At 53.0% G+C, this 26,364-nt stretch carries 26 protein-coding genes and 2 pseudogenes; 20 read left to right on the top strand and 8 right to left on the bottom strand.

Features of this window, described 5'->3' with window-relative positions:
- The first annotated feature begins 461 nt into the window (after nucleotides 1–461).
- From ACFX4O_RS14370 to opgB, 8 genes are all read left to right on the top strand, one after another.
- On the top strand, nucleotides 462–1,238 hold the full coding sequence (locus tag ACFX4O_RS14370) for a threonine/serine exporter ThrE family protein (protein WP_131408262.1): 777 nt from the start codon (nucleotides 462–464) through the stop codon (nucleotides 1,236–1,238).
- Nucleotides 1,229–1,702 carry a threonine/serine exporter gene (locus ACFX4O_RS14365; RefSeq protein WP_131408264.1) on the top strand — a complete coding sequence of 158 codons (474 nt, stop codon included), beginning with the start codon at nucleotides 1,229–1,231 and terminating at the stop codon, nucleotides 1,700–1,702. Before ACFX4O_RS14370 ends, ACFX4O_RS14365 begins: the two co-directional genes overlap by 10 nt.
- 346 nt (nucleotides 1,703–2,048) lie before the next feature.
- Nucleotides 2,049–2,504, top strand: a complete 456-nt coding sequence (locus ACFX4O_RS14360) for a MarR family winged helix-turn-helix transcriptional regulator (protein ID WP_380209001.1) — start codon at nucleotides 2,049–2,051, stop codon at nucleotides 2,502–2,504.
- Between the two features lie 83 nt (nucleotides 2,505–2,587).
- A complete protein-coding gene (locus ACFX4O_RS14355; protein WP_380209000.1) occupies nucleotides 2,588–3,016 on the top strand; it encodes an organic hydroperoxide resistance protein in 429 nt (142 codons plus the stop codon).
- Nucleotides 3,017–3,176: 160 nt separating this feature from the next.
- Entirely contained in the window at nucleotides 3,177–3,716 is a 540-nt protein-coding gene (gene dnaT, locus ACFX4O_RS14350; protein WP_380208998.1) for a primosomal protein DnaT, read from the top strand.
- A 2-nt stretch (nucleotides 3,717–3,718) separates the two neighbouring features.
- Complete coding sequence (gene dnaC / locus ACFX4O_RS14345) at nucleotides 3,719–4,456, top strand: DNA replication protein DnaC (RefSeq protein ID WP_131412702.1); 738 nt, start codon at nucleotides 3,719–3,721, stop codon at nucleotides 4,454–4,456.
- Between the two features lie 75 nt (nucleotides 4,457–4,531).
- Nucleotides 4,532–5,029, top strand: coding sequence for a DUF2501 domain-containing protein (locus ACFX4O_RS14340; RefSeq protein WP_131412704.1), 498 nt, complete (start codon nucleotides 4,532–4,534; stop codon nucleotides 5,027–5,029).
- 222 nt (nucleotides 5,030–5,251) lie between these two features.
- The gene (gene opgB, locus ACFX4O_RS14335) at nucleotides 5,252–7,540 is read left to right on the top strand and encodes a phosphatidylglycerol--membrane-oligosaccharide glycerophosphotransferase (protein WP_380208996.1); all 2,289 of its coding nucleotides are present in this window, start codon (nucleotides 5,252–5,254) and stop codon (nucleotides 7,538–7,540) included.
- 3 nt (nucleotides 7,541–7,543) lie between these two features.
- On the opposite strand, the gene ACFX4O_RS14330 is transcribed toward opgB, so the two are convergent.
- Nucleotides 7,544–8,356, bottom strand: coding sequence for a GNAT family N-acetyltransferase (locus ACFX4O_RS14330; RefSeq protein WP_380208994.1), 813 nt, complete (start codon nucleotides 8,354–8,356; stop codon nucleotides 7,544–7,546).
- Between the two features lie 85 nt (nucleotides 8,357–8,441).
- Nucleotides 8,442–10,112, bottom strand: a complete 1,671-nt coding sequence (gene tsr / locus ACFX4O_RS14325) for a methyl-accepting chemotaxis protein (RefSeq protein ID WP_380208992.1) — start codon at nucleotides 10,110–10,112, stop codon at nucleotides 8,442–8,444.
- Between the two features lie 348 nt (nucleotides 10,113–10,460).
- On the opposite strand from tsr, the gene ACFX4O_RS14320 reads away from it, so the two are divergent.
- The 3 genes from ACFX4O_RS14320 (at nucleotide 10,461) to yjiA (ending at nucleotide 13,958) form a co-directional block, all read left to right on the top strand.
- Nucleotides 10,461–12,614 (top strand): carbon starvation CstA family protein, encoded by a 2,154-nt coding sequence (locus ACFX4O_RS14320; protein ID WP_017457813.1) that lies wholly within the window; start codon nucleotides 10,461–10,463, stop codon nucleotides 12,612–12,614.
- 173 nt (nucleotides 12,615–12,787) lie between these two features.
- Complete coding sequence (locus tag ACFX4O_RS14315) at nucleotides 12,788–12,991, top strand: YbdD/YjiX family protein (RefSeq protein ID WP_007373011.1); 204 nt, start codon at nucleotides 12,788–12,790, stop codon at nucleotides 12,989–12,991.
- A 10-nt stretch (nucleotides 12,992–13,001) separates the two neighbouring features.
- Entirely contained in the window at nucleotides 13,002–13,958 is a 957-nt protein-coding gene (yjiA, locus tag ACFX4O_RS14310; protein WP_380208989.1) for a GTPase, read from the top strand.
- A 28-nt stretch (nucleotides 13,959–13,986) separates the two neighbouring features.
- On the opposite strand, the gene ACFX4O_RS14305 is transcribed toward yjiA, so the two are convergent.
- From ACFX4O_RS14305 to ACFX4O_RS14295, 3 genes are all read right to left on the bottom strand, one after another.
- Nucleotides 13,987–14,292, bottom strand: coding sequence for a BrnA antitoxin family protein (locus tag ACFX4O_RS14305; RefSeq protein WP_380208987.1), 306 nt, complete (start codon nucleotides 14,290–14,292; stop codon nucleotides 13,987–13,989).
- A complete protein-coding gene (locus ACFX4O_RS14300) occupies nucleotides 14,279–14,560 on the bottom strand; it encodes a BrnT family toxin (protein ID WP_380208985.1) in 282 nt (93 codons plus the stop codon). Before ACFX4O_RS14300 ends, ACFX4O_RS14305 begins: the two co-directional genes overlap by 14 nt.
- Nucleotides 14,561–14,689: 129 nt before the next feature.
- Entirely contained in the window at nucleotides 14,690–16,060 is a 1,371-nt protein-coding gene (locus ACFX4O_RS14295) for an NAD-dependent succinate-semialdehyde dehydrogenase (protein WP_380208983.1), read from the bottom strand.
- Nucleotides 16,061–16,195: 135 nt separating this feature from the next.
- On the opposite strand from ACFX4O_RS14295, the gene ACFX4O_RS14290 reads away from it, so the two are divergent.
- From ACFX4O_RS14290 to ACFX4O_RS14280, 3 genes and pseudogenes are all read left to right on the top strand, one after another.
- Nucleotides 16,196–16,615 (top strand): hypothetical protein, encoded by a 420-nt coding sequence (locus ACFX4O_RS14290; RefSeq protein ID WP_380208981.1) that lies wholly within the window; start codon nucleotides 16,196–16,198, stop codon nucleotides 16,613–16,615.
- Between the two features lie 484 nt (nucleotides 16,616–17,099).
- Nucleotides 17,100–17,993, top strand: a pseudogene (locus tag ACFX4O_RS14285) (DEAD/DEAH box helicase family protein); the annotation flags it as partial.
- Nucleotides 17,975–18,464 (top strand): annotated as a pseudogene (locus ACFX4O_RS14280) (VOC family protein). The pseudogenes ACFX4O_RS14285 and ACFX4O_RS14280, both read left to right, overlap by 19 nt.
- A gap of 3 nt (nucleotides 18,465–18,467) precedes the next feature.
- Here the strand turns inward: ACFX4O_RS14280 and ACFX4O_RS14275 are convergent.
- The 3 genes from ACFX4O_RS14275 to ACFX4O_RS14265 are packed head-to-tail and all read right to left on the bottom strand — an operon-like array spanning nucleotide 18,468 to nucleotide 20,732.
- Entirely contained in the window at nucleotides 18,468–19,571 is a 1,104-nt protein-coding gene (locus tag ACFX4O_RS14275; protein WP_380208980.1) for a M20 peptidase aminoacylase family protein, read from the bottom strand.
- A 17-nt stretch (nucleotides 19,572–19,588) separates the two neighbouring features.
- On the bottom strand, nucleotides 19,589–20,056 hold the full coding sequence (locus ACFX4O_RS14270; RefSeq protein WP_017457806.1) for a YjiG family protein: 468 nt from the start codon (nucleotides 20,054–20,056) through the stop codon (nucleotides 19,589–19,591).
- Nucleotides 20,049–20,732: a nucleoside recognition domain-containing protein gene (locus tag ACFX4O_RS14265; RefSeq protein WP_131412716.1), complete on the bottom strand. Its 684-nt coding sequence runs from the start codon at nucleotides 20,730–20,732 to the stop codon at nucleotides 20,049–20,051. Before ACFX4O_RS14265 ends, ACFX4O_RS14270 begins: the two co-directional genes overlap by 8 nt.
- 377 nt (nucleotides 20,733–21,109) lie before the next feature.
- On the opposite strand from ACFX4O_RS14265, the gene ACFX4O_RS14260 reads away from it, so the two are divergent.
- The 6 genes from ACFX4O_RS14260 to ACFX4O_RS14235 all read left to right on the top strand — a co-directional run bounded on the left by ACFX4O_RS14260 (nucleotide 21,110) and on the right by ACFX4O_RS14235 (nucleotide 26,357).
- Complete coding sequence (locus ACFX4O_RS14260; protein ID WP_131412718.1) at nucleotides 21,110–22,006, top strand: LysR substrate-binding domain-containing protein; 897 nt, start codon at nucleotides 21,110–21,112, stop codon at nucleotides 22,004–22,006.
- Between the two features lie 42 nt (nucleotides 22,007–22,048).
- Nucleotides 22,049–22,819, top strand: coding sequence for an AraC family transcriptional regulator (locus ACFX4O_RS14255; protein WP_380208977.1), 771 nt, complete (start codon nucleotides 22,049–22,051; stop codon nucleotides 22,817–22,819).
- A gap of 49 nt (nucleotides 22,820–22,868) precedes the next feature.
- Nucleotides 22,869–23,510, top strand: a complete 642-nt coding sequence (locus ACFX4O_RS14250) for a LysE family translocator (RefSeq protein WP_380208975.1) — start codon at nucleotides 22,869–22,871, stop codon at nucleotides 23,508–23,510.
- 40 nt (nucleotides 23,511–23,550) lie between these two features.
- Nucleotides 23,551–24,831, top strand: a complete 1,281-nt coding sequence (locus ACFX4O_RS14245) for a DUF445 domain-containing protein (RefSeq protein WP_131412724.1) — start codon at nucleotides 23,551–23,553, stop codon at nucleotides 24,829–24,831.
- 16 nt (nucleotides 24,832–24,847) lie between these two features.
- Entirely contained in the window at nucleotides 24,848–25,087 is a 240-nt protein-coding gene (locus ACFX4O_RS14240) for a DUF2164 domain-containing protein (protein ID WP_131412726.1), read from the top strand.
- A gap of 118 nt (nucleotides 25,088–25,205) precedes the next feature.
- A complete protein-coding gene (locus tag ACFX4O_RS14235; protein WP_131412728.1) occupies nucleotides 25,206–26,357 on the top strand; it encodes a double-cubane-cluster-containing anaerobic reductase in 1,152 nt (383 codons plus the stop codon).
- Nucleotides 26,358–26,364: the final 7 nt, after the last annotated feature.

The following is a 26,364-nucleotide window of genomic DNA, read 5'->3' as shown; positions in this document are numbered from 1 at the left end:
CGTAAGGTAGCAACACCGTTTTGATGCAGCCACCATAAAATTGGCACAATTTATGAATGGCAATAAATATAATGTACTGAATTATAATATCCACGAGTAACGTGTCAACATTGCACAATGCGCATTAAAACATCCGATACATTATTAATAATAAAATAAGAAATTTAAAATAGTCGATACATATAGAGATAAGGGAAAAGTAATTATCTTAAATAAGATATAAGATCTTATTAACGCTAACTTCATCATTATTCTCAGCTAAGCGAAAAAAAATCTGCTGTTTCTTTTCCGTTATTACTTCATTCTTAACATGCGATAAGATCTCCTTTTGACCACGAGCAAGCGTGATTGAATGCACAATTCTTGATCTTTCTTAGCGCCATCCAACCCTTATCCTGTGCTAAAAATAGGCTTTCCGCTCCACCCTTCGTGAGCGTTGGTGCAACAATACCAGGGTAATCATGCAAACAGACCAGTCATCACAGCGGGCCATTACGCGGCTGTGCATTCAGTGCGGCCTTTTTTTGTTACAGCACGGCGCAGAGAGCGCGCTGGTTGAGGAGCTTTCAACGCGTCTGGGACTGGCGCTGGGCATGGACAGTGTTGAAAGCTTGATTTCTTCCAATGCCATTGTCCTTACCACGATTAAAGACGGAAAGTGCCTGACATCGACCCGCAAAAATAGCGATCACGGCATCAATATGCACGTGGTGACGGAAGTCCAGCATATTGTCATCCTCGCTGAGCATAAGTTATTGGATTCTAAAGACGTCGAGAAGCGCTTCGCTCAAGTCAAACCCTTACGTTACCCGCGCTGGCTGGTCACGTTGATGGTGGGTCTCTCTTGCGCCTGTTTTTGCAAGCTCAATAATGGCGGCTGGGATGGTGCTTTTATTACTTTTTGCGCCAGTAGTGTCGCGATGTACGTCCGCCTGGTTCTGGCGGGTCAACACTTACATCCACAAATCAACTTTTGTATCACCGCCTTTGTCGCCACCACGGTTTCCGGCTTAATGCTGACGCTACCCGCTTTTCTGCAATCATCAACCGTTGCCATGGCCGCCAGCGTTTTGCTTTTAGTACCGGGTTTTCCGTTGATTAATTCGGTTGCCGATATGTTTAAAGGACATATCAATACGGGGCTTGCGCGTTGGGCTATCGCCAGCTTATTAACGCTTGCTACCTGTATCGGTGTGGTAATGGCAATGACATTGTGGGGGTTACGCGGATGGGTGTGATTTTGTTCATCCTGGCACTGGCGCAGGATATGTTACTGGCGGCCATCCCTGCCGTTGGCTTTGCCATGGTATTTAACGTCCCGCACCGCGCTCTGCCCTGGTGCGCACTGCTTGGCGCAATTGGTCATGGTTCGCGCTTCGCCATGGTGCAGTGGGGATTCAATATCGAATGGTCGACCTTTGCCGCCTCAATGCTGGTCGGCTCAATTGGTATTCACTGGTCACGCTGGTACCTGGCGCACCCGAAAGTCTTTACCGTGGCGGCGGTGATCCCGATGTTTCCGGGGATTTCTGCCTATACCGCGATGATTTCGGCGGTCAAGATCGGCCATTTTGGCTACAGCGAAGAGCTGATGATTTTGCTGTTAACGAATTTCCTGAAAGCATCGTCGATTGTCGGCGCACTCTCTATCGGCCTGTCGATTCCTGGGCTGTGGATTTACCGCAAACGCCCCCGCGTATAAGGTTAGTTTTCTGCCGTCACAGTCATCATCCACCAGTAATGAAGGTGGAATTCCGTGTCGGCAAATTTTGACGCAGAGAGACTTATTGCTATTACGAAACGCGTAGCGTAATCCCATGATATTTCTTTAAATTTCCCAAAATCGCGATTCATCAAACATGCAGTGAGTAATGTTCATTTTTACTAGATCGGCAACATGAAGACCTTCCCCATCTTTTTGCAAAAACCCCGTTTCCGGTTGCGAAGCAGCAATACAATGCTGAAACGGCAGGCACGTTCTCATGCATTATAACTGCTCGCATAAAAATAACTTGCAATAAAATCGCACACTATCTATATTCAATCGCATGAAGAAAACATCGACTCCAACCGCGAATGCGCAGCTCGCGTTAGATAATCAGTTTTGTTTTGCCCTGTACTCAACAAACCTGGCGCTGCATAAGCTCTACCGGCAGCTACTGGCACCGATGAATCTGACCTACCCGCAATATCTGGTGATGCTGGTGCTGTGGGAGAAAGATGACATTACAGTGTCAGAAATCGGCGAGCGCCTGTTTCTCGACTCCGCCACGCTGACGCCGCTGCTGAAGCGTCTGGAAAGCGCCGGGCTGATTCGTCGCCAACGTTCGCGCCAGGATGAACGCCAGGTGGTGATCACCCTAAGCGAAAACGGGCGTGACCTGCAGCAGCAAGCGACGTCGATTCCGGAAGCAATCGGCTGTGCAATGGCTTGTGATAGCGCAACGCTTGCCGATATCAAGCAGCAACTGGAACAGCTTCGCCAACAGTTTCAACGGGCATAAACTCTCTTTACAGGGAGTTTATTTCCAGCAACAACATAGCGCACTATTTTATAGCAAACACTCTAGATAATAAGGAACCTGCCATGTCTTTAGAAAAAGTTGTTTACACTGCAAAAGCCAAAGCAACCGGAGGCCGTGATGGCCGCGCAACCTCTTCCGACGGCGTACTGGATGTCAAACTGGGCGTACCGAAAGAGATGGGTGGCGCTGGCGGCGAAGTGACTAACCCGGAACAGTTGTTTGCTGCGGGCTACTCCGCCTGCTTCCTTGGCGCGATGAAATTTGTCGCCAGTCGCGACAAAATCAGCATGCCGAAAGAGGCCTTTATTGAAGGTGAAGTCGGTATCGGACCTTTGCCAACCGGTTTTGGTATCGAAGCCAAACTGAATATCCACCTGCCGGGGATGGACGCCGCTGAAGCCAAAAAACTGGTCGATGCTGCGCATATTGTTTGCCCTTATTCCAACGCCACGCGCGGCAACATCGACGTTACGCTGAATATCATTGCGTAAGGCAAAATAAGCCAACATGTTGAAAAATGACAAGCCGGGAAAACCCGGCTTTTTCATGCTGTACTGCCCTTTCTGCTCACTGTGTTACTATGTGTGATTATGCCTGTGTGAAAAAAACACAGTGCACCGTATCCGTAGTAATCCTGTTTGAGAACGCGTTATGTCTTCCAAAATCCTGACGCCGAATGTCATTGGCATTGATGAATTTGTGCGCGATCCTGCCTGCGTACTGGCACGCACGGAAGGCGGCGCCATTGCCGTTTTTGCCAATAATAGCCCCGCGTTTTACGCAATTTCGCCCCAGCGCCTTGAAGAGCTTCTGGCGCTTGAAGCGCAACTGGCACGTCCGATGAGCGATATTTCGCTCGATGCACAGTTTTATGAAGAACCCGCCGCTGCGCCGGTAAATGTGCCAATGGGCAAATTCGCCATGTACGAGGGCTGGCAGCCGGATGCTGACTTTCAGCGCCTGGCGGCGATGTGGGGTATTGCGCTATCACACCCCGCAACGCCTGAAGAACTGGCCTCATTTGTGGCTTACTGGCAGGCAGAAGGTAAAATTTTCCATCACGTCCAGTGGCAGCAAAAACTGGCGCGCAGCTTGCAAATAGGCCGTAGCAGCCAGAGCGGCACGACAAAGCGGGACATTAACGCCCTGTCCGAACCAGATAATCAAATCCCACCAGGTTTTAGAGGATAACGATGAAAAACGTCGGCGAATTGATGAAGCGACTGCAAAAAATGATGCCTGCCAACACTGAGCCTGCGTTCAAAACCAGCGAAGAGTTGATGGCCTGGCAGAAGCAACAAGGCGAAATCCGTTCGGCGGCGCTGGAGCGCGAAAACCGCGCCATGAAAATGCAGCGCACCTTCAACCGCTCCGGCATTCGTCCACTGCACCAGAACTGTTCCTTCGATAATTATCGTGTCGAAACGGAAGGCCAAATGCGGGCGCTGAGCCAAGCGCGGCAATATGTGGAAGAGTTCGACGGTAACATCGCCAGCTTTATCTTCTCTGGCAAACCCGGCACCGGCAAAAACCATCTGGCCGCCGCTATCTGTAATGAACTGCTGTTGCGTGGTAAATCGGTACTGATCATCACCGTTGCCGACATTATGTCGGCCATGAAAGAGACCTTTGGCAACAAGGAAAACAGCGAAGAGCAACTGCTCAATGACTTAAGCAGCGTTGACCTGCTGGTGATTGATGAAATCGGTATGCAAACGGAATCCCGCTACGAAAAGGTCATTATTAATCAGATTGTTGATCGCCGTTCTTCATCCAAGCGCCCGACTGGTATGCTGACGAACAGCAACCTGGAAGAGATGAATAAGCTATTGGGCGAACGCGTGATGGACAGAATGCGCCTCGGCAACAGCCTGTGGGTGATCTTCAACTGGGAGAGTTACCGCAGCCGCGTCACCGGTAAAGAGTATTGAGAATTTTCCCATCCGTGGCGCGCCCGCGCCCGGGTGTATACTGGCCGCCTTTGTTGATATCAGGATCCGCACGATATGAAATTCACCCAACGCCTGCTTTGCAGCGCCGCACTCAGTAGCGCGCTGCTCACTGGTTTCGCTCACGCCACCTCCTGGCAGGACACCCTTTCCAGCGCCGCCAGCGAACTCAGCCAGAAATCGACGGCATCACAAACACAGCAAGGTGGCCTGTCGCTCTCTTCCCTGACGGGTCTGCTTAATGGCGGTAATCAGTCACTCAGCGCTGATACCATGAACAATGCGGCGGGCGTGATGAGCTGGTGCGCGAAAAACAAACTCTCCAGCCTGACCAATACCGAAAATGTGAAAAACCAGGTGCTGGATAAACTGGGCCTGGGTGCCGCTCAGCAGAAACAAGACACCAATTATCTGGAAGGGATCCAGGGCATGCTGAACACCAAAAACGGGGAACAGCTGAATCTGAGCAACATCGGTAGTACACCGCTGGCGGAAAAAGTGAAATCCAAAGCCTGCGACATCGTCCTCAAGCAGGGCGTGAACTTCCTCTCCTGATATCCCGCCGCGTTCAGTCGGAGCGCGGCCTTATCCTTCCCCGCTATACCGAAACGCCGCAGTGCGACGGCTGTCACTATTCCCTTTTTCTAAACCAATTCTGAATAAATCCACGAAAAAGTGACACTACAATTGCAGCTATGTGACATCAACATTAAATTATACGCCCTGTTACAAAAATTAATGGCCAGCAATATGTCTGGCGTTGATGAGGAATAACGGTTGTCTGAGTTACTCTCTATCGCGCTGTTTCTTGCCTCTGTGGCGATCTATGCCTGGAAAGCGGGCCGTAATACCTGGTGGTTTAGCGTTACCCTGCTAGTGCTGGGTCTGTTTGTCATCCTGAACATCACGCTTTACGCCAGCAATTATTTTACCGGCGACGGCATCAACGACGCGGTGTTATACACCCTGACCAACAGCCTGACAGGCGCAGGGGTCAGCAAATATATGCTTCCCGGTGCCGGGTTAGTGCTGGCGCTGGTGGCGGTGTTTTGCGCACTCGGCTGGGTGCTGCGCCGTCGTCGCCATCTGCCGCACCATTTCGGCTATAGCTTACTTGCGCTCGCACTGGCGCTCGGCTCGGTGGACGCCAGCCCGGCATTCCGCCAGATTACCGAGCTGGTAAAATCCCAGACGCGCGAAGGCGATCCTGATTTCGCCACCTTTTATAAAGTGCCGGCAAAGCAGATCCCCAACCCCAAACTGAACCTCGTCTACATCTACGGGGAAAGTCTGGAGCGTACTTATTTTAACGAAGAGGCGTTTCCCGGCCTGACGCCAGAACTGGGCGCGCTAAAAGAAGAAGGCATTGATTTTAGCCATACCGAACAGCTACCCGGCACCGATTACACCATCGCCGGCATGGTCTCTTCGCAGTGCGGCATTCCGCTTTTCGCGCCGTTTGAAGGCAACGCGTCGGCCTCCGTTTCCAGCTTCTTTCCGCAGAATCTTTGCCTCGGCGACATCCTGAAAAACTCCGGCTACGAAAACCATTTCGTACAAGGCGCTAACCTGCGTTTTGCCGGGAAAGATGTATTTTTAAAATCTCACGGCTTTGATTACCTGACGGGCGCAGAAGAGCTGAAAAGCCAGGTCGCGGACCCGCATTACCGTAACGACTGGGGTTTCTATGACGATACGGTGCTGGACACCGTATGGAAACAGTACGAGGAACTCTCTCGTTCCGGTAAACGCTTTTCGCTGTTTGCGCTGACGGTGGATACCCACCACCCGGACGGTTTTATCTCGCGCGGCTGCGAACGTAAAAGCTACGCTTACGATGGCAAGCCGAACCAGTCCTTTAGCGCGGTAACGTGTAGCCAGCAAAATATCGCCGCGCTTATCAACAAAATCAAAGCATCGCCGTGGTTTAAAGACACAGTGATAGTAGTGTCGTCAGATCATCTGGCGATGAATAACACTGCGTGGAAATACCTTAATAAGCACGATCGCAGCAACCTGTTCTTTGTGCTGCGCGGCGATGAACCGCAACAGGATATCTCCGGAATTAAGCGCAGCACCCTCGATAACGGCGCAACGGTGCTGGATATTCTCGGCGGCGATAATTTCCTCGGACTTGGTCGTAGCAGCCTCTCCGGGCAGTCGCTTTCGGGTATTTTCCTCAATATGAAAGCGAAAATGCTGGCGTGGAAACCGGACATTATCCGGCTGTGGAATTTCCCGAAAGAGATGAAAGACTTCAGCATCGACACGGATAAACAGATGGTGGCGTTCTCTGGCAGCCAGTTCCGTTTGCCGCTGCTGGTGCGGGTATCGGATAAAGTCGAGCCGTTGCCAGAAAGCGAATATTCCGCACCGCTGCGCTTCCAGTTGGCGGATTTCGCCCCGCGCGATAACTTCGTCTGGATCGATCAATGCTACAAAATGGCGCGTTTATGGTCACCGGAACTGGCACTTTCTACCGACTGGTGCGTCTCGCAGGGGCAACTGGGCGGCGAACAGCAAGTCCAGCATATCGACAAAGCGCAGTGGAAAGGGAAAACCGCGTTTAAACAAACGGTGATCAGCAGCGATCGCTACCAAAAGAACGTCGATACCCTGAAGATCCTCGACGATAGCATTCGTTACAAAGCCGACAGTTTTGTCTTTAACGTTGCAGGTGCGCCGGAAGAGGTGAAACAGTTTAGCGGCCTATCGCGCCCGGAAAGTTGGGGGCGCTGGTCGAATGCGAATCTGGGCGGGGAAGTGGCTATCGAATATAACCAACCGCTGCCGGAACAGTTCGAGCTGGTGATCACTGCCAAAGCCTTTGGGTCGAATGCCAATCAGCCCATTCCGGTGCGCATTGGCGATCAGCAACAAATGCTGACACTGGGCAATGCGCTCAGCACCACCACGCTGCACTTTAGCAATCCGTCTCACAGTAACCGGCTGGTCATCGCACCGCCGGATCCGCAATCAACCAACGAAGGCAATATTCTGGGTCATTCGCCGCGCAAACTGGGCGTCGGCCTGGTGGAAATCAAAGTGGTGAACCGCGAAGGCTGACCGCTAAAGCTCAGCTTTCATTTCATACTGGCTGATGGCCATTGTCGTGTAGCCCGCACGCTGGAACAGGGATGAAAAACGCTCTGGCACCGCCACGGTGGTGCCAAGCGCCGGAAAATGCTGGTTCAGTGCCTGCAGCAGCTCGCCGGCAAACCCCTTGCGGCGATACTCTGATTCAACATAGATAAATCGCAGCAATGGTTTGTCACCGAGGATGGAAACCAGCGCATAGGCATGTTTGCGGTACTCGAATACCCGCGCGGGTAGCGATACCGCAGTGAGCGGATCCACCTGCCACGGCAGTCGGTCATGGCATTCACTTATGGCGCTGCGCACCACTGCCAGCGGATCGCGCTCCTGTAACGTGCAGTTCTCTTCAGCCAGATCCGCACGCCCCTGGTAGCCAAACAGCGGCTGAACGGTGGCAAACCCCAGTGCATGATAAAGGGCGATACCGGCGTGGTTATCGCTCATGACTTCCAGCCACATCTGGCGAACACCTTTGGTACGCAGCCCGGCCATTAACGGCGGTAAGATTTGCCTTCCTAAGCCCTGGCCGCGAAATTGCGGGCGAATGGCAAAGGCAGCTAGCCGGGCGCAATCGCCACGACGGGCGATCAGGGCTACAGCGGCAGGCGTGTCGCCCGCCAGCCAGACGTAGGAATCGACAAGGCTCAAGCCTTCGGCAAGAAAGCGTTGTGCAAAAACATCGGGCGGCAGGGAAAACGGTACGCTATAGCCTTCAAAACACGCACCGGTGAGGGTGGCCAGGGTTTCGCAACTATAGTGGATGGCAGAAACAGCGACGAGGTTCATAAGGCTTCTCCGCAGAGCGATGAAAAGAGAATAGCACGCAAAAGCCGGAGAAAATGCGCCCTGACTGGCAGGGCGCGAATATCGATTAGAAGGTTTCCCAGTTCTCGCCCGCATCGGTCGCGGCTTTACGCGACAGCGCGGTAGCCGGTTCAGCTTTGACAAAACTGGTCGGCGTTGCACCAGCGTTTTTACGCTGATCCTGCATAATGCGGAACACGGAAACAGCCTGCGTCAGGCGGCTGGCTTGTTCTTCCAGCGCTGCCGCAGCGGCGGCAGACTCTTCCACCAGCGAGGCGTTCTGCTGAGTAACGCGATCCATTTCAGAAACCGCCAGGCCAACCTGGTCAATCCCGCGGCTCTGCTCATCAGACGCAGAGGCGATTTCGCCCATGATGTCGGTAACACGGGTAACGGCGTTGACGATCTCATCCATGGTTTCACCAGCGCTTTCCACCAGCGTGGAACCCACTTCAACACGGCCAACGGAGTCTTCAATCAGGCTCTTGATCTCGCGAGCCGCCTGGGCGCTACGCTGTGCAAGGTTACGCACCTCACCTGCAACCACGGCAAAGCCGCGACCCTGTTCACCCGCACGCGCTGCTTCGACCGCAGCGTTAAGCGCCAGGATGTTAGTCTGGAAAGCAATGCCGTCGATCACGCTAATAATGTCAGCGATTTTCTGCGAACTGGCGGTAATGTCGCGCATTGTCTGCACCACGTTATCCACCACTTTACCGCCTTTCTGCGCAGTCTCGGACGCGCTCAGCGCCAGATGGCTGGCCTGACGGGCGTTTTCGGCGTTCTGTTTCACCGTGGCAGTCAGCTCTTCCATGCTGGCGGCAGTCTCTTCCAGAGAAGCCGCCTGCTGTTCAGTACGGGAAGAGAGATCGTTGTTACCCACGGAAATTTCACTGGCACCGCTGTAAATGGCGTTTGCGCCATTACGGACATCGCTAACGGTACGCACCAGTTCGCTTTGCATATGGCGCAGGCTCTCTGCCAGCACGCCCATTTCATTGGAACCCTGCACTTCGATGCGCTGCACCAGATCGCCACCAGCAATATGGCGGATATTGTCGATCAAATGGTTGAGCGGCTTAATCAGCGCCCCTTTGATGCCAATCCAGACACAGACGATCACCGCCAGAACCACAATCAGTACGGAGATAATGACCCACACCGCAGAGCCATAAGAGCTTTCGCTGTCGTGAACCGCTTGTTCATACAGGCTATCGTTCTGCTGCAAATAGTTAACGTATTGTTTCTCAAAACCATCCTGATAGCTCTGAGTCGGCTGGTCAAAAAAGTCATTGATCTTACCGGCGCCGAGCAGTTGGATCAGCTCCGCCAGTGCGTTGTGGTAGATATCGTAGTTACGTTTGATCTCTGCCGCAGCTTCTTCGCTCTGGCGCGGATCGCGCGGCAGTGCCTGGTAAGCATTCCAGTTCGCTTCTGCCTGTTTCAGCGAGGTGCTGGCAATTTGCATCAGATCCGACACGGTCGCACCGCTGCCGATATTGCTCTGATCCATCATGTAGCGGATACCCGCGCGGTTAAGGGTATTACGGGTTTGCAGCAACGCGACCCAGCTACCATTCAGCGTGGATTGCTGCTGGCGAATGGTTTGCAAGACGGTGAAGTTTTCTTTGTCGTGTTTCAGCGCGTTAAAGAACAAGCCGCCGGAGGTGAGTTGTAACAAGCCAAATAACGCCAATACCAGCAACAAACTGGTCACAAGTTTAATACGAGTCAACATGTTTTCTCTTTCCCTATAAACAGATACCAGGTTTTCGGCCTGGCATAGGAAAACTTTATGGTTTAACGTGCTATTTTTTCACCAGTTACACATTGATTACAGTGCGGCAAAAATCGCGCTATCCCTTACCAGACAAGGGTTCAGCGTGACGCGTATCACAGATTCCCGTCCTCTTTCGCCCACCGAAAACCGCTTATTGCGCATTCATTACCGCTCACCACCTTTTTCCAACCACTCAGCCAAATCGCTGCCGATTCGCGCACGTAATTTGCCATCATAAATGCCAGCATTTCAGCCAATTCAAGTTTCAAATCCAATTCACTATTTCTGCTAAAAACCAGGTCTGATATGGATACTAAAAAACTACTCAAGCACATACCCTGGGCAATCCTCGGGATCATCGGTGCTTTTTGTTTATCTGTTGTCGCATTACGCCGGGGCGAGCATGTTAGCGCGCTATGGATCGTGGTCGCGTCCGTTTCCGTTTACCTTGTGGCCTACCGCTACTACAGCCTTTACATCGCTCAGAAGGTGATGAAACTCGATCCCACCCGTTCCACACCGGCGGTGATCAATAACGACGGCCTCAACTATGTGCCAACCAACCGCTACGTGCTGTTTGGCCACCATTTTGCCGCGATCGCCGGGGCTGGTCCGCTAGTTGGCCCGGTATTGGCCGCGCAAATGGGCTACCTGCCAGGCACATTGTGGTTGCTGGCGGGCGTGGTGCTGGCCGGTGCAGTGCAGGACTTTATGGTGCTGTTTATCTCTTCACGCCGTAACGGCGCATCTCTCGGTGAGATGGTGAAAGAAGAGATGGGCCGCGTGCCGGGCACTATCGCGCTGTTTGGCTGCTTCCTGATTATGATCATCATCCTCGCGGTGCTGGCGCTGATTGTGGTGAAAGCGCTGGCGGAAAGCCCGTGGGGTGTCTTCACTGTCTGCTCCACCGTGCCGATTGCCCTGTTTATGGGGATCTATATGCGCTTCCTGCGCCCAGGACGCGTAGGCGAAGTGTCGGTTATCGGTATTGTGCTACTGGTTGCGTCAATCTGGTTTGGTGGCGTCATCGCGCACGATCCTTACTGGGGCCCGGCGCTGACCTTTAAAGACACCACCATCACCTTCGCGCTGGTGGGTTACGCCTTTGTCTCCGCGCTGCTGCCGGTGTGGTTGATCCTCGCTCCGCGCGACTACCTGGCGACCTTCCTGAAAATCGGCGTGATCGTCGGCCTGGCGCTGGGCATCGTGATCCTCAACCCGGAACTGAAAATGCCTGCGGTCACGCAGTATATCGACGGTACGGGTCCGCTGTGGAAAGGTGCGCTGTTCCCGTTCTTGTTTATCACTATCGCCTGTGGCGCGGTTTCTGGCTTCCATGCCCTGATCGCTTCCGGCACCACGCCGAAACTGTTGGCTAACGAAACCGACGCGCGCTTTATCGGTTACGGCGCGATGCTGATGGAATCCTTTGTGGCGGTGATGGCGCTGGTTGCTGCCTCCATTATCGAACCGGGTCTCTACTTTGCAATGAACACGCCGCCAGCAGGGCTGGGCATTACCATGCCGAACCTGCATGAACTGGGCGGTGATAACGCGCCGATGATTCTGGCGCAGCTGAAAGATGTCACCGCGCACGCGGCGGCGACCGTCAGCTCCTGGGGTTTTGTGATTTCGCCGGAGCAGATCCTGCAAACCGCGAAAGATATCGGTGAGCCGTCCGTACTGAACCGCGCAGGTGGCGCACCGACGCTGGCTGTCGGTATTGCGCACGTGTTCCACAAAATCATCCCGATGGCGGACATGGGCTTCTGGTACCACTTCGGTATTCTGTTTGAAGCGCTGTTTATCCTCACCGCGTTGGATGCCGGTACCCGTGCAGGCCGCTTTATGCTGCAAGACTTGCTGGGTAACTTCGTACCGTTCCTGAAGAAAACCGACTCGCTGGTTGCTGGCGTCATTGGTACTGCGGGCTGTGTGGGTCTGTGGGGTTACCTGCTGTACCAGGGTGTGGTTGATCCGCTGGGCGGCGTGAAAAGCCTGTGGCCGTTGTTCGGTATCTCTAACCAGATGCTCGCAGCCGTCGCGCTGATGCTGGGCACCGTGGTGCTGGTGAAAATGCAGCGTACCAAATACATCTGGGTCACCGTGGTTCCTGCCATGTGGCTGCTGCTGTGCACCACCTGGGCGCTGGGTCTGAAACTGTTCAGCACCAATCCTCAGTTGGAAGGTTTCCTGTATATGGCGAACCAGTACAAAGAGAAGATCGCCGCTGGTGGCGGTGATCTGACCGCGCAGCAGATTGCCAACATGAACCATATCGTGGTGAACAACTACACCAACGCCGGGTTGAGCATTCTGTTCCTGGTGGTGGTGTACAGCATCATCTTCTATGGCATCAAAACCTGGCTGCAGGTGCGCAACAACACCGTGCGTACCGACAAAGAAACGCCGTATGTGCCAGTGCCGGAAGGCGGTGTGAAAACCTCTTCACACCATTAAACCGGATGCCGGATGGCGCTACGCAATCCGGCATACAACGCATCATGATGTAAACCACCCTGAGGGTGGTTTACATCCGTTTCGCAGGCGTCAATTTGAGCGTGTACAGCGCGCAGTAGGTCCAGGTTCAAAATCGCCTGCAACGCCGGAACCACCTATACCTGGGACACATAATGTTTGGTAACTTAGGCGAAGCAAAAAAGTACCTCGGTCAGGCGGCAAAGATGCTGATTGGCATCCCGGACTATGACAACTACGTTGATCATATGAAAACCAACCATCCGGATAAGCCGTACATGACTTACGAAGAGTTCTTCCGCGAACGCCAGCAAGCGCGTTACGGCGGAGATGGCAAGGGCGGAGTCCGCTGTTGCTAAAGGAGAATTTATGACCCCGATTGCAGTAACATTGTTGACCGGCTTTCTCGGCGCAGGCAAAACCACCCTCTTACGCCATATTCTCAATGAACAACACGGTTACAAGATTGCCGTTATTGAAAATGAGTTCGGCGAAGTTTCTGTTGATGATCAACTTATTGGCGATCGCGCCACGCAAATCAAAACCCTGACCAATGGCTGTATCTGCTGTAGCCGCTCCAGTGAGCTGGAAGATGCATTGCTGGATCTGCTCGACAGTCTTGATCGCGGCGACATTGCCTTTGATCGACTGGTGATTGAGTGCACCGGCATGGCCGATCCAGGGCCGATTATTCAGACCTTTTTCTCCCATGAGATCCTCTGTCAGCGCTATATGCTGGATGGCGTCATCGCGCTGGTCGATGCGGTACATGCCGATGAGCAGATGAATCAGTTCACGCTGGCGCAGTCGCAAGTGGGCTATGCCGACCGCATTCTGCTGACCAAAACGGATGTCGCCGGCGAGTGCGAAAAACTGCGCGAACGCCTGAGCCGCATCAACGCCCGCGCGCCAATTTACACCGTGACGCACGGCGATATCGAGCTGGCGCAACTGTTTAATACCAATGGGTTTATGCTGGAAGAGAACGTGGTGACAGCAAAACCGCGCTTCCACTTTATCGCCGACAAACAGAACGACATTAATTCGATTGTGGTCGAGCTGGATTATCCGGTGGATATCAGCGACGTCTCCCGCGTGATGGAAAACCTGTTGCTGAGCTTTGCCGACAAACTGCTGCGCTATAAAGGCATGTTGTGGATCGACGGCGAACCAAATCGCCTGCTGTTTCAGGGCGTGCAGCGCCTCTACAGCGCAGACTGGGATCGTCCGTGGGGCGACGAAGCGCCACACAGCACGTTGGTGTTTATTGGCGTACAGCTACCGGAAGATGAGATCAGAGCCGCGTTTGCGGGTTTGAAGAAATAACAAAGGCCACCCACAGGTGGCCTGCTCATCATTTTTTGTTTTGCAAATCGCGCAGCATTGCTTCACGTAAAATAGCGTTAAGCCGGGTCTGATACCCTTTTCCCGGCCGCTTCAGCCATTCCATAACATCCGCATCAATACGCACCGATGCCTGCGTTTTTAAAGGGCGGAAAAATTTACCGCGAACCGCATCCGCCCAAAGCGCCTCTTCCGTCGCTGGAATATCGCTGTAATCAATCTCATCGTCGGGTTTATCTGCCAGTGCTTTGAGTTCAGCTTCACGCTGCTTATTGCGCGCAGGCATCTCGCCCTGCTTATGTTTAACCATGCTCATAACGGCTCCTCTCCTTTCTGTCAGCCTTACGCGCGCTGATAATACGAACTACTTCGTGCCCACTTTCAAAACGGATGGTATGCGCGACCAAAATAACGATCACACCATGAACCAGCCCGATGGTTTGCCATCGATATTCGCCGTTTTCAAACCTGTCTTGTATCGACAGATGTTGCGGGTCATCAAAAATAAATATGGCATCTTCAAAGCGAATACCATGCTTGCGCAGATTGCTGGTCGCTTTTGTTGCGTCCCATTCGAACTCCATGTCACATTTCTCATCCTTGAATGTATATACAGTTAAGTATATACAAAGTTGTCATGCAATGCTTATTTTATTCAGTGCCAGGAAGGGTTTCCTCTCCCATGTGGGAGAGGAAAAAGGGAAAGGAGACAATTACTGGCGCACAACCACCAGCTTCTGATTCACAAACTCTTTGATGCCCAAATCAGACAGCTCGCGGCCAAATCCGGAGCGTTTCACCCCGCCGAATGGCAACTCTGCGGCGGTATCCGTCAGCCAGTTGATATAGACCATGCCGGTTTCAATGCGCGAAGCCATCTGTTTAGCGCGCTGAATATTGCGGCTGAAGATCGCCCCGCCAAGGCCGTAGTGTGAATCGTTGGCCAGGCGTACCGCTTCGTCATCATTATTCACCACATAAATTTGCGCCACCGGGCCAAAGAACTCTTCAAAATAGGCCGGGTTGTCGCGTGTAATGTGCGTCAAAATGGTGGGTTCGAAGAAGTTGCCTTCGCTGTTCGCCGGTTTGCCGCCAAAATGCAGTTTTGCTCCGTTTTGTACCGCTTCACTCACCTGTTGGCTCAGCGTATCAAGCGCTTCTTTCGAGGAGAGCGGGCCAAGCGTGGTGCTTTCATCCAGCGGATCGCCCAGCTTCACCTGTTTGAAGGCGTCGGTGAATTTACGCAGGAACTGATCGGCAATATCCTGATGGATAATAAAACGTTTCGCGGCAGTACAAACCTGCCCGGCGTTCGCCAGACGGGCTTGCACACCAGTCTCAACCGCTTTTTCCAGATCCGCATCGTCCAGCACGATAAATACGTCATTACCGCCAAGTTCCAGCGTCGATTTCTTGATGTGTTTCGCCGCTTGCGCTGCCACCGCGCTACCGGCTTTTTCCGATCCGGTCAACGCCGCACCCTGTACGCGCGGATCGGCAATGATCGCGGAAACCTGATCGGAAGAGATAAACAGATTCGTCCACGCACCTTCCGGCGCGCCCGCTTCGCGCACCAGCTGCGCAAAGGTTTCGGCGCACTGCGGCACAATGCTGGCATGTTTACAGATAACCGGGTTACCGGCAGCGAGATTCGGCGCCAGTACACGCATCAACTGGTAGTAAGGGAAATTCCACGGTTCCACCGCCATGATCACGCCGATTGGATGATGTTCCACCCACGCCTCTCCCAGCTCCGTTTCATACTTAACAGGCGCAAGGAATTGTTTTGCGTTATCCGCGTAGTAGCGGGCGATCTGCGCGCAAATCTTCACTTCACTGCGGCTCTGCTCAATCAACTTCCCCATCTCCCGGCTGGCGATTTTTGCCAGTTCTTCCTGCTGGTTTTCCAGCAAGTCGGCAAGTCTGTGCAGTATCGGCAGCCGCTGTTCGATATCCCCCTTTGACCAGGAAGAGTGGTATAGCGCGTCCGCCTGGCGCAGCGCGACCTCAATATCGGCATCGCTGTGGTTCGCATACTCTTTAATGAGCTGGTTGTTAAAAGGATTCACTGTCTGGTAAGCCATATTCGCCTCCTTATTTACCGCTTAGGGTAATAAGGGTAGTAAAAATGACCGGGTCTGAAAGTAAAGTTGGGTATATACAGAGGGTTCTGATATAAATAGAAACGTAACCCCACCCTCTGTTACAGCGGAGTAATTATGAAAATAAAAAATGAAATATTACAAAAAGCAGTTGAGATTATACCAGCAAAAGATTTTTATCACGACATGACAACATTTATTAGGCACCCTGAAATTTATGATGGAGAACATGAGTACATACCGTTACAAAATGCTCTCGCAAATCTTTTTAAATCGCTGATGTCTTTGCTTTTATTAATAACGTTAATAAAAGGGTTAATGCTCGATAATTCTTTAATTGCAGATTTTAACTCAGTTATTAATCTCTTAGCTCTTCAAGTGATACTTTTTATTCATGCAATGACTGCTGCAATTGCATTCGGTTCGACTATCTCAATCTTTACATTTTTAAGCGAAGGGAAAATTTATAAAGTTTACTTCCTTCAGGTTATACAGACTTGGTCGATCATTAGTTTGCTGGCGTTAATATTAAGCTGAATGGCTTTAAATCGATTATTAGAAAATGGCACCACTAATATAGCGATTAACAGCTTTGATTTATGGTTTGGTGGTTTTATTGGTTTATTAACTTTTTATCTCCTCGGTCGACTGACCGTAAAACCTGTATTTAATCATCTTCGCCAAAAATATAATACGTTCATTTCTACAATAATCGTATTCGTGGGAATGGCTATAGCATTACTTTCTATCGCGTATATACCGACAGGTTTATCAGACTATCTAGTAAGTAAAAAAGCGCTTTGCAATATTGTTTATCAAAAAAACATACAACCTGAATTCGATAACGCGAGAAATAAGAACATATTCCTCACTCAATGCCTTAAAGAGTAGAGTTTAGTCAGCAAACCACGAAGAAAAATTGATGGATTAAACAGGCGTCGGGAAAGTTCGGTGTTAATCCATTCACGCGTTACGTTTTTGTGTAAAACCAGAACCGTCCTGTTTTAAGTGAGAGCACGCTATGGCTGGCATAAACCTGAGTAACCTGACGGAAGCAGATATCATTACCAAACGCATTCTGCCTGCGGTTTTAAAAGCGGGTTGGGATGACACGGTACAAATCAGGCAGGAGGTTAAACTCCGCGACGGCAAGGTGATTGTGCGTGGTAAGGTCGCCGCGCGTAAGACTGTCAAATCCGCTGATATCGTGCTCTACCACAAACCCGGCATTCCTCTGGCGGTGATTGAGGCCAAAGCCAACAAACATGAAATCGGCAAAGGGATGCAGCACGCTCTCGGTTATGCGCAGCTTCTCGATGTGCCCTTCGCATTTGCCTCAAATGGCGACGGCTTTATCTTCCACGACAAAACCGCCAGCGATCAGATCGAGCGTGAAATTAACCTTGAAGATTTCCCCTCTCCTGCCGAACTGTGGCAAAAACTCTGCGCCTGGAAAGGCTACACCGAGGAACAGCTACCGGTTATTACTCAGGACTATTACGACGACGGTAGCGGCAAATCGCCGCGTTATTACCAGCTCCCGGCCATTAACAAAACCGTAGAAGCAGTTTCCGCTGGCTCAAACCGTATCCTGTTAGTAATGGCAACCGGCACGGGTAAAACCTACACCGCTTTTCAGATTATCTGGCGCTTATGGAAAGCAAAAAATAAGAAACGCATCCTGTTTCTGGCCGACCGCAATATCCTCGCCGATCAAACCAAAAACAACGACTTTCAGCCCTTTGGTAATGCCACGACTAAGATAACCGGGCGCACTGTCGATCCGGCTTACGAAATCCATCTGGCCTTGTATCAGGCAATCACGGGAAATGAAGAGCATCAGAAAGCCTATAAACAGGTCGCTCCAGACTTTTTCGACTTGATCGTTATCGACGAATGTCATCGCGGTACGTCCCGGATATTGAAGAGGCAACCCGTTTTCTGATTGAAGCGTTGGCGCAGAGCTGATTTATCAGTCCGTCTCGCCAGAAGATGAAGATCTTGATAACGAGGCGCAGCAAAAAACGTTGCGCCTCGTGCCGGGTACGACGATCACATCCATACGCATGCTCAAACCTCAGCACGGCCCCGGTATCGAACTCTTCGAAATGCACGGGCCAGAACAGCGCGAGCCGCTGTGGATCAACGATTTTGGTCTGCAACATTTGCGGTCTATCCCGAGGACATCGACGTTGCGCGGCAACGCTTTAAAGCGGCGGGCGGCGACGTTTTTACCGCGCCGCCGCTACGTTTTCCCCTGAAGAAAGGTGCAGGCAACGGCTTTTGCTATTGACGCACACCCCGGGGCAGCATCGTCGAGTTTATTACTTACCCCACGCCGATGCCCTATGAGCAGGAGACCACGCTGCGCCGCAGGAAGCCGTAACCGTCAACCCAGCACATCCTGTACGCAGGCTTTAAACACTTTCACGCCGAGCGCCAGGGCATCACGGTCAAAGTGCATCTCCGGGTGATGCAGACCCGGCAGCAGGTTGGCACCCAGCCCCCAGAATCCCCCTTTCACCTGCGGGCGCAGGCGCAAGTAGTGGAAAAAGTCTTCGCTGCCAGGCGTGGATTTTGGCGCGGTCAGGCCCGCTTCGCCAAACACACTGCGAATCGCCCGCGAAACCACCTCGGTTGCCTCATCATCAATGATCGCCGCAGGCATCTCTTTCAGAATGCGAATCTCAGTCCGCGCGCCATAAGCCGCCGCACTGCTTTCAATCGCGCGCAATACCTGCGGTTTTAGCGCATCCATGGCGTCGTTTTCTGCAGCACGCAGATCCCAGCACACCAGCGCTTTGTCAGGAATCGAGTTAGTCACCCCGGCGTCGCAGAGAAAACGCGTCGCTTTGGCGCTCCAGGTGAGCGATGGCGCAAGATGAATGCCGTTTACCGCCTGCACAGCATGCGCGGCGGCATCCAGCGCATTCACGCCTAAATGGGGGCGCGCCGCGTGCGCCGCTTTGCCGTGGAACACCACTTCCACCGTGGCAGACGCCGAGTAATACATAGCCGGCACCGCCTGGCCCATCGGGCACTCTTCCAGCGGACGCAGGTGGAAACCAAGCAGCATGTCGACATCGTCCAGCACGCCAGCTTCAGTCAGCGCAATCGCCCCGGTACCCAGCTCCTCTGCGGGCTGGAAGATAAACTTCAACTTACCCTTTTTCACTAACCCTTCGGCGATCACTTCCTGCGCGGTGGTCAGCACCACCGTGGAGTGCCCATCATGACCGCAGGTGTGGCGCGCAACATGCTCGCCATCAATGATATGCCCAAGCGCATCCATATCGGCGCGCAGCGCCAGCACTGGCCCCGGCTTACCGCTGTCCAGCACCGCGACAATGCCGGTCGTGTTGTTAATCTGGCGCGTGACCTGGTAGCCCGCCGCCTCCAGTACCCCGGCGATATAAGCGGAGGTTTTATACTCTTCGAACCCGAGTTCCGGGATCTGATGCAGGTAATTGAAATGCTCAAGTGTGCGTGACACGTCTTACTCCTTGGTACTCAGGCAATAACGCGCATAATCAGCATGGCGATTACGGCATTGAGAATGCTGACCGCCATCAGTAACGGCCAGTACTTCTTCGGCACATCGGCCACGCCCAACAGGCGGCCCATATACTGTAGTTGCGAACCCATTAAAAAGATGGCGGGCGCGAGAATGGTGATTTGCCCGACATCAAGCTGTCCTTTGCTGAGCAGGCTAACCGCCACGCCAGTCCCTGCGGAGGAGGAGAGCCAGGCGGTGAGCAACACAGTAATCGCTTCCCCCGGCAGACCGAACAGCCCCATTAACGGCGCGCAAAGATGACCGATAATCTGCATCACGCCGAGTAAATTGAGCATTTCGGCGATCACATAGGCCATTAATACATTCGGCATCAGATTATTAATGGCGATATTAAAACCTTTGCGCGCACCAATAACGAAAATATCGAATGGATTACCAGAGACTTTTGCAGAATTATTCATTGTCGAAATCTCGCTTATAAGCAGTATTTAATGCCAGACGAACCACGGCTGCGCCCACGAATTTGAGGACGAACATTAAAACCAACGGCACAATAATCGGGATGGTTAATGAAGCGAACATCGCCGAGCCAATCGAAAAATAATTATTGATTAACCCCGCACCGGAATATTGCCACGCTCCCATAATCACTACGTCTTTACGGGTAATTTTATCGCTGTCATATAACTCTTTGGTTAATGCCGCCCCTGCATCGGTGCTTTGCAGGTCGGTAATTAGCGCCAGTCCCGTATAACCCGGAATACCCAGCAGCGGTTTAAGCAAAGGTGTCAGCAACTTATGCGCCGCGCGGATCGCACCGTAGTGGGTAAAAATTTCCAACAGCCCCAGCGCCAGCATTACCGTTGGCACCAGCGACAGCGCGAACAGGAAACCGGCTTTCGCGCTGATACCGCCGCTACCGATAAAAGTGTTGGTTTCGGGTGTCTTCATGGTGCCGAACGCGCCGCCCAGCGTGGTAAAGTCAAACGCTCCGAGCCACGCCATACCTTCGACTTTGAAAAAGAAGCCGGAAAAGACCAGCAGAACAATCACTAAGGAGATCCAGGCACCAGGCCCGACTTTCCACTCTTCCGCGTGCTCTTTCGCGGGTTGCTCCAGCGTTTTCGATTCACTCATAACGTCTCTCTTTGAAATAATTAGATGACAATGACTCATTACTAAGCAGGATCCGTGCCTGAATATCCTGACGCCAAAATAAAAATCTTTTACCGCGAATTATTACGCAATAAAAAACCTTCCCGTGAAATACAGAGAATAAAAAGCAAAGTAACTGAAAAATTATTTAATTAAGCACTAAGAACATCCTAATAAAATAATTTCTCACCGTTATCGGGCACCCTTTTGGTGCAAAAACACAGACTCAGCTTTTCATTTTCTTTCACTCACAAAATAGGGCGGTTATTTCGATTATCACTATTCAATCCGGATGATAAATATCCGCTTAATGATGTTATTGTTGCTCTCAAGTCAACAGTTGAGAAGGAATGTGGCGGATGTTCCAGGACAAGCAGGTGGGTTATTTGTATGAAGTGGGTAACCAGGGCGGGATTCGTCGTGCGGCGGATATCCTTGGTATTAACCCATCCGTGGTCAGCCGCCAGATCGCGCAACTGGAGCGTGCGCTCCAGCTTCCGTTGCTGGAGCGGCGCGGGCGTAACGTGGTGTTAACCGAAGCGGGACGCCTGCTGGCAGAAGACTATTTTGCCAGTCGCCAGCGGCGTGAAAAGCTGGAAAGTCAGTTAAAAGATCTGCGACATATGCGCGGCGGCACCATCTCGGTACGCATTGGCGGCGGGCTGATCACCGCCTTTATCGAAGGGGTGATGCGCGAGTTTGCCAAGTCATACCCGCAGGTTTTTGTCGATATTGTGGTGGGCAGCATGCAGGAGATGCTCAACGATATCGTCAGCGGCGAAGCGGATATGGCGCTGGCCTTTGGCCCAATCGGTACGCCGGAACTCAAGCGCCACAGCTTTCAGTGGGGGCCAATCTGTGCCGTCGTCTCGCCACAACACCCCATCGCGCAGCGGCAAAGTATCACCATTGAAGAGTTGGTCGACTACCCATTGATAGCCCTGACAGAAAACTTCGGCCTGCAACGCCATATGAATGCCATGTTCAAAAGCCAGGGTTTGCAATTCCACCCGGCGTATCGCTGCAACCAGTTCTCTACCGCGATGGGGCTAAGCCAGGCGGGGCTGGGTATCTCGTTTATGACTGCTTACGCTGCCGCCGATCCCATTCGTCTTGGCGCGCTGGTTGCCGTGCCGCTCGATCATCCCATCGCCAGCAGCGCTCAGTGCCACCTGCTGCGTAACTCCGATCGGCGCTTTACGCCAGCCGCCCACCATATGTGGCGGCTTCTGCATAATGCCTTTCGCGACAAATAAAGGGGTGTGGTATACCAGAAAGCCAACCAAATGAGGCATAGCATGTCGATGACGCGCGATATACAGCAATCATTTTGCCGCCCGCTGGCATTACCGGGCGTCGAGCTACGCAGCACCTGGCGCAGCCAACAAGCCTATAAGCGCCATCGCCATGCAGAGTTGTCGATCGGCGCGATTGTTGAGGGGCAAACCCGCTGCCTTTGCAACGGGCAGGAATATCTGCTCCAACCGGGCGATCTGATTGTCATTCCGCCGCGCGCGCCCCACAGCTGTAACCCTCTTGATGGGCAGCCACGCAGCTACCATATGCTTTACCTGCCGAATGAAAACAGCCAACAGCAGGTGATTCGCGACCCTACGTTATTCCAGTTGTACTTGCGTATCGTGGCAATGATTGAGCGTGACGACACGCCACTATTACCCGCCGCACTCCAGGCCCTTCTCAGCGTATTACCTCGCGGTGCGGATCACCGCGCGCCGCTGCGCCCCATAAGCCAGCAGGTGCTGACGGCGTTGACCCACGATTTGCAGCAACCGCCCACACTGGATGCGCTGGCCAGCGCTTTTTCCCTGCGCAAAGAGACGTTAATCCGCACCTTCAAGCAAGACACCGGCCTGACGCCGGGCAGCTTTTTGAATATCGCGCGCGTTGAGTTTGCCAAAAGCCGCCTGCGCGCGGGCGATACGCTGGCGGATGTCGGCTACCAGAGCGGGTTTGCCGATCAGAGCCATTTCCACAGAACCTTTGTAAGCTACACCGCCGCCACGCCGCGCCAGTACGCGTTTGGCCGATCAATATCCGACAATAAATAGCGCCGCCGCGCCGCTAAGGTGAGCTTCACTTTTTTCTGTGGAGGTCCCAATGGCGTTATTTCCCACCGCGTTTCCGGCACTGGCGCTGGCGCATTTTGTCGCCCTGCTCAGCCCCGGCCCGGATTTCTTTTTGTTAATGGGGTTTGCGATTCGCTATCGCCTGCGCGGCAGCGCCGGGTTGTGCGCGGGCATCGCCGCAGGCAACGCCTTTTATATCCTGATAGTGATTATCGGTGCGAGCGCGCTACGCCAGTTCACGGCACTCTTTAGTGCCATTGAACTGCTGGGCGCGATCTATTTGTTGTGGATTGGCTGGCACCTGCTGCACAGCCGCGCGCAGGCGCTTAGCGTCGATGAAACCCGCCAGCCGTGCCCGAGCTTGAGAAAACAGTTTTTACTCGGGCTCGGCTCCGCGCTGCTCAATCCCAAAAATGCGCTGTTTTACCTTGCGCTCATGACCGCCCTGCTCGGCCCGGACGTCACGCTGCTCCAGCAGTCGGTGAGCGGCGTATGGATGGTGATGGTCGTCCTGATGTGGGACTTAGCCGTGGTGTCGCTGATTGGCCTGCCCGCCGTGCAACAGCGGCTGAGCCAAAGCGTATGGTGGATAGAGCGCGTCGCAGGCGCGGTGTTAATGGCGTTCGGGATGTGGATTTTGTGGAGCATGCTGCGCAATCTGCTTAGGATTTAACCTTTTGCAAGAACCCGGCGTTGGGTTATATGCTTAAACCATGAATAAATTCGCAGAACTCAAGCGCGCCAAGCGCCTCGCGCTGTCGCTGTTGCTGGTTGCGGCCGCGACGTTTATCACCACACTCTTCTTGCCGCCCAACTTCTGGGTAAGCGGGGTGAAAGCCATTGCTGAAGCGGCGATGGTCGGCGCGCTGGCAGACTGGTTCGCGGTGGTCGCGCTGTTTCACCGTGTGCCTTTCCCGTTTATATCCCGCCATACGGCGATTATCCCGCGTAATAAAGAGCGGATCGGCGACAATCTCGGCCAGTTCGTGCAGGAAAAATTTCTGGATACTCAATCGCTGGTGGCATTAATTCATCGCCACCAGCCTGCACAGATGATCGGCGTCTGGTTCAGCCAGCCCGAAAATGCGCAGCGCGTGGGTGTGCACCTGTTGCAGGTGATGAGCGGCTTTCTGGAGATGGCCGACGACAGCCGTATCCAGCGTCTGTTACGCCGTGCGGTGCACAAAGCCATCGACAAAGTGGATCTCACCGAAACCAGCGCCCTGCTGCTGGAAAGCCTGACCCGCAACAATCGCCACCAGAAATTGCTGGATACCTTAATTGCACAATTGATCGCGCTGCTACAGCGGCAAAGTAGCCGCGACTTTATTGCCCGCCAGATTGTGCACTGGTTGAAAACCGATCACCCAATGAAAGCGAAGATCCTGCCCACCGAATGGCTGGGTGAGCAGAGTGCCGACTGGGTTTCCGAGGCGGTGAATTCGCTGCTCGACGATGTCAATGCCGACAGCACGCATCAGATCCGCCAGGCGTTTGATCGCGCAACGATGAAGCTGATCGCCAATCTTAAAAGCGATCCGGAAATGGCCGAACGCGCGGAAAACATCAAAGAATATTTAAAAAACGACGAGACATTTAACCGCTACGTCGGCGAAATGTGGGCGGACCTGCGTAACTGGATGAAAGCGGATATGCAGTCTGAAGATTCACGCATGCACAAACGCATCACCGACGCGGGCCTGTGGTTCGGCGAAACGCTATTGGCAGATGGCGCGCTGCGCGCCTCGCTGAATGAGCATCTGGAACAAGCCGCGCACCGCGTGGCACCGGAGTTCGCTGCGTTTCTCACCCGTCATATCAGCGACACCGTGAAAAGCTGGGACGCGCGGGATATGTCGCAGCAAATAGAGCTGAACATCGGCAAAGATCTGCAATTTATCCGTATCAACGGCACGCTCGTCGGCGGGACGATCGGCCTGATCCTCTATTTACTGTCGCAGTTGCCTGCGCTGCTGCACGTTAGCGCTTTCTAAGTTGCCAGGAGAAACGATGGCCGACATTACCCTCACCACCAGCGAACGCGAGCAGTTACGCAAAAAATTACAGACCTATTGTGAACAGAATTTTGCGCTGGAACTGGAGCAGTTTGATGCCGAGTTCTTTATCGATTTCATTGCTGAACAGATTGGCCCGGCTTTTTATAACGCAGGCATCGACGAAGCGATTCGCACACACGCGCTCTACAGCGAGCGTATTCAGGAAGAGATGGATCTCAAAAAAATAATCTGACCTGACTGAAAACGGTTTTTCCCCTTCTCATCCGCCAGAGATCAATATCTCCACATTTTTTACATGCCTATAATGCGGCCTCTTTTCAATCTCTCCCGTGTCACGGGGAAGGAAAATCATGTCGCTTATCACCGCACTTCCAGATGTTTTCGAACAGTTTTCTGAAGCCCGCCAGAAAGGTTTTCTCACCGTGATGGATCTCAAAGAGCAAGGGATCCCGCTGGTTGGCACCTACTGCACGTTTATGCCGCAAGAGATCGCCATGGCCGCTGGCGCGGTAGTGGTTTCCCTCTGTTCAACCAATGATGAAACCATTGAAGAGGCGGAAAAAGACTTGCCGCGCAATCTCTGCCCGCTGATCAAAAGCAGCTACGGCTTTGGCAAAACTGACAAATGCCCCTACTTCTACTTTTCCGATTTGGTGGTGGGCGAAACCACCTGTGACGGCAAAAAGAAAATGTATGAATACATGGCGGAGTTTAAAGCGGTCCATGTGATGCAGTTGCCAAACAGCGCAGCCGACGCCGCTTCCCGCGCGTTGTGGAAAGCGGAGATCCTGCGTTTACAGCACGCGATTGAGCAACGTTTTGGCCAGCCGATTAGCGAAGCCGCGCTGCGCAAAGCCATCGCGCTGAAAAACCGCGAGCGCCAGGCGCTGGCGAATTTCTACCGCGTTGGGCAGCTCAACCCGCCAGCGCTCAGCGGTGCGGATATCCTGAAAGTGGTGTACGGCGCGACCTTCCGTTTTGATAAAGAAGCCTTGATCGACGAGCTTAATACCATGGCCGCACGGATCCGCGACGAGTGGCAAGCGGGTAAACGGCTGGATCCCCGTCCGCGCATTTTGATAACGGGTTGCCCGATTGGTGGCGCGGCGGAAAAAGTGGTGCGCGCCATCGAGGAGAACGGCGGCTGGGTGGTGGGCTATGAAAACTGTACCGGCGCAAAAGCGACCGAGCGCTGCGTTGACGAGAGCGGCGATGTGTACGACGCGCTGACCGACAAATACCTGGCGATCGGCTGCTCCTGTATTTCCCCTAATGATGAGCGCCTGAAGCTGCTCAGCCAGATGGTCGACGAATACAAAGCCGATGGTGTTATCGATGTGATTTTGCAGGCCTGCCACACCTATGCGGTGGAATCGCTTGCGATTAAACGCCATGTCCGCCAGCAGCACAACATTCCCTATATGGCGATTGAAACGGATTATTCGACAGCGGATATCGGGCAGCTCAGCACCCGCGTTGCCGCGTTTATCGAGATGTTATAAGGAGCGG

Origin of the sequence: Kosakonia sp. YIM B13571, from assembly GCF_042788095.1 — a bacterium.
Classification (GTDB): Bacteria; Pseudomonadota; Gammaproteobacteria; order Enterobacterales; family Enterobacteriaceae; genus Kosakonia; species Kosakonia quasisacchari.
Note: the sequence above shows the minus strand (reverse complement) of the source record. Positions and strands in the feature narration are given on the sequence as shown.

Bases quoted from the DNA above. Each gene is read 5' to 3' on its own strand.
- ACFX4O_RS14355 (WP_380209000.1), top strand. From the start codon at position 2,588: ATGTCTTTAGAAAAAGTTGTTTACACTGCAAAAGCCAAAGCAACCGGA.
- ACFX4O_RS14370 (WP_131408262.1), top strand. From the start codon at position 462: ATGCAAACAGACCAGTCATCACAGCGGGCCATTACGCGGCTGTGCATT.
- ACFX4O_RS14305 (WP_380208987.1), bottom strand. From the start codon at position 14,292: ATGAGCATGGTTAAACATAAGCAGGGCGAGATGCCTGCGCGCAATAAG.
- ACFX4O_RS14365 (WP_131408264.1), top strand. From the start codon at position 1,229: ATGGGTGTGATTTTGTTCATCCTGGCACTGGCGCAGGATATGTTACTG.
- ACFX4O_RS14290 (WP_380208981.1), top strand. From the start codon at position 16,196: ATGAAAATAAAAAATGAAATATTACAAAAAGCAGTTGAGATTATACCA.
- ACFX4O_RS14240 (WP_131412726.1), top strand. From the start codon at position 24,848: ATGGCCGACATTACCCTCACCACCAGCGAACGCGAGCAGTTACGCAAA.
- ACFX4O_RS14235 (WP_131412728.1), top strand. From the start codon at position 25,206: ATGTCGCTTATCACCGCACTTCCAGATGTTTTCGAACAGTTTTCTGAA.
- ACFX4O_RS14295 (WP_380208983.1), bottom strand. From the start codon at position 16,060: ATGGCTTACCAGACAGTGAATCCTTTTAACAACCAGCTCATTAAAGAG.
- ACFX4O_RS14300 (WP_380208985.1), bottom strand. From the start codon at position 14,560: ATGGAGTTCGAATGGGACGCAACAAAAGCGACCAGCAATCTGCGCAAG.
- tsr (WP_380208992.1), bottom strand. From the start codon at position 10,112: ATGTTGACTCGTATTAAACTTGTGACCAGTTTGTTGCTGGTATTGGCG.
- ACFX4O_RS14265 (WP_131412716.1), bottom strand. From the start codon at position 20,732: ATGAGTGAATCGAAAACGCTGGAGCAACCCGCGAAAGAGCACGCGGAA.
- ACFX4O_RS14360 (WP_380209001.1), top strand. From the start codon at position 2,049: ATGAAGAAAACATCGACTCCAACCGCGAATGCGCAGCTCGCGTTAGAT.
- ACFX4O_RS14330 (WP_380208994.1), bottom strand. From the start codon at position 8,356: ATGAACCTCGTCGCTGTTTCTGCCATCCACTATAGTTGCGAAACCCTG.
- ACFX4O_RS14250 (WP_380208975.1), top strand. From the start codon at position 22,869: ATGGCGTTATTTCCCACCGCGTTTCCGGCACTGGCGCTGGCGCATTTT.
- dnaC (WP_131412702.1), top strand. From the start codon at position 3,719: ATGAAAAACGTCGGCGAATTGATGAAGCGACTGCAAAAAATGATGCCT.
- ACFX4O_RS14315 (WP_007373011.1), top strand. From the start codon at position 12,788: ATGTTTGGTAACTTAGGCGAAGCAAAAAAGTACCTCGGTCAGGCGGCA.
- dnaT (WP_380208998.1), top strand. From the start codon at position 3,177: ATGTCTTCCAAAATCCTGACGCCGAATGTCATTGGCATTGATGAATTT.
- ACFX4O_RS14255 (WP_380208977.1), top strand. From the start codon at position 22,049: ATGTCGATGACGCGCGATATACAGCAATCATTTTGCCGCCCGCTGGCA.
- ACFX4O_RS14340 (WP_131412704.1), top strand. From the start codon at position 4,532: ATGAAATTCACCCAACGCCTGCTTTGCAGCGCCGCACTCAGTAGCGCG.
- yjiA (WP_380208989.1), top strand. From the start codon at position 13,002: ATGACCCCGATTGCAGTAACATTGTTGACCGGCTTTCTCGGCGCAGGC.
- ACFX4O_RS14245 (WP_131412724.1), top strand. From the start codon at position 23,551: ATGAATAAATTCGCAGAACTCAAGCGCGCCAAGCGCCTCGCGCTGTCG.
- ACFX4O_RS14320 (WP_017457813.1), top strand. From the start codon at position 10,461: ATGGATACTAAAAAACTACTCAAGCACATACCCTGGGCAATCCTCGGG.
- ACFX4O_RS14260 (WP_131412718.1), top strand. From the start codon at position 21,110: ATGTTCCAGGACAAGCAGGTGGGTTATTTGTATGAAGTGGGTAACCAG.
- ACFX4O_RS14270 (WP_017457806.1), bottom strand. From the start codon at position 20,056: ATGAATAATTCTGCAAAAGTCTCTGGTAATCCATTCGATATTTTCGTT.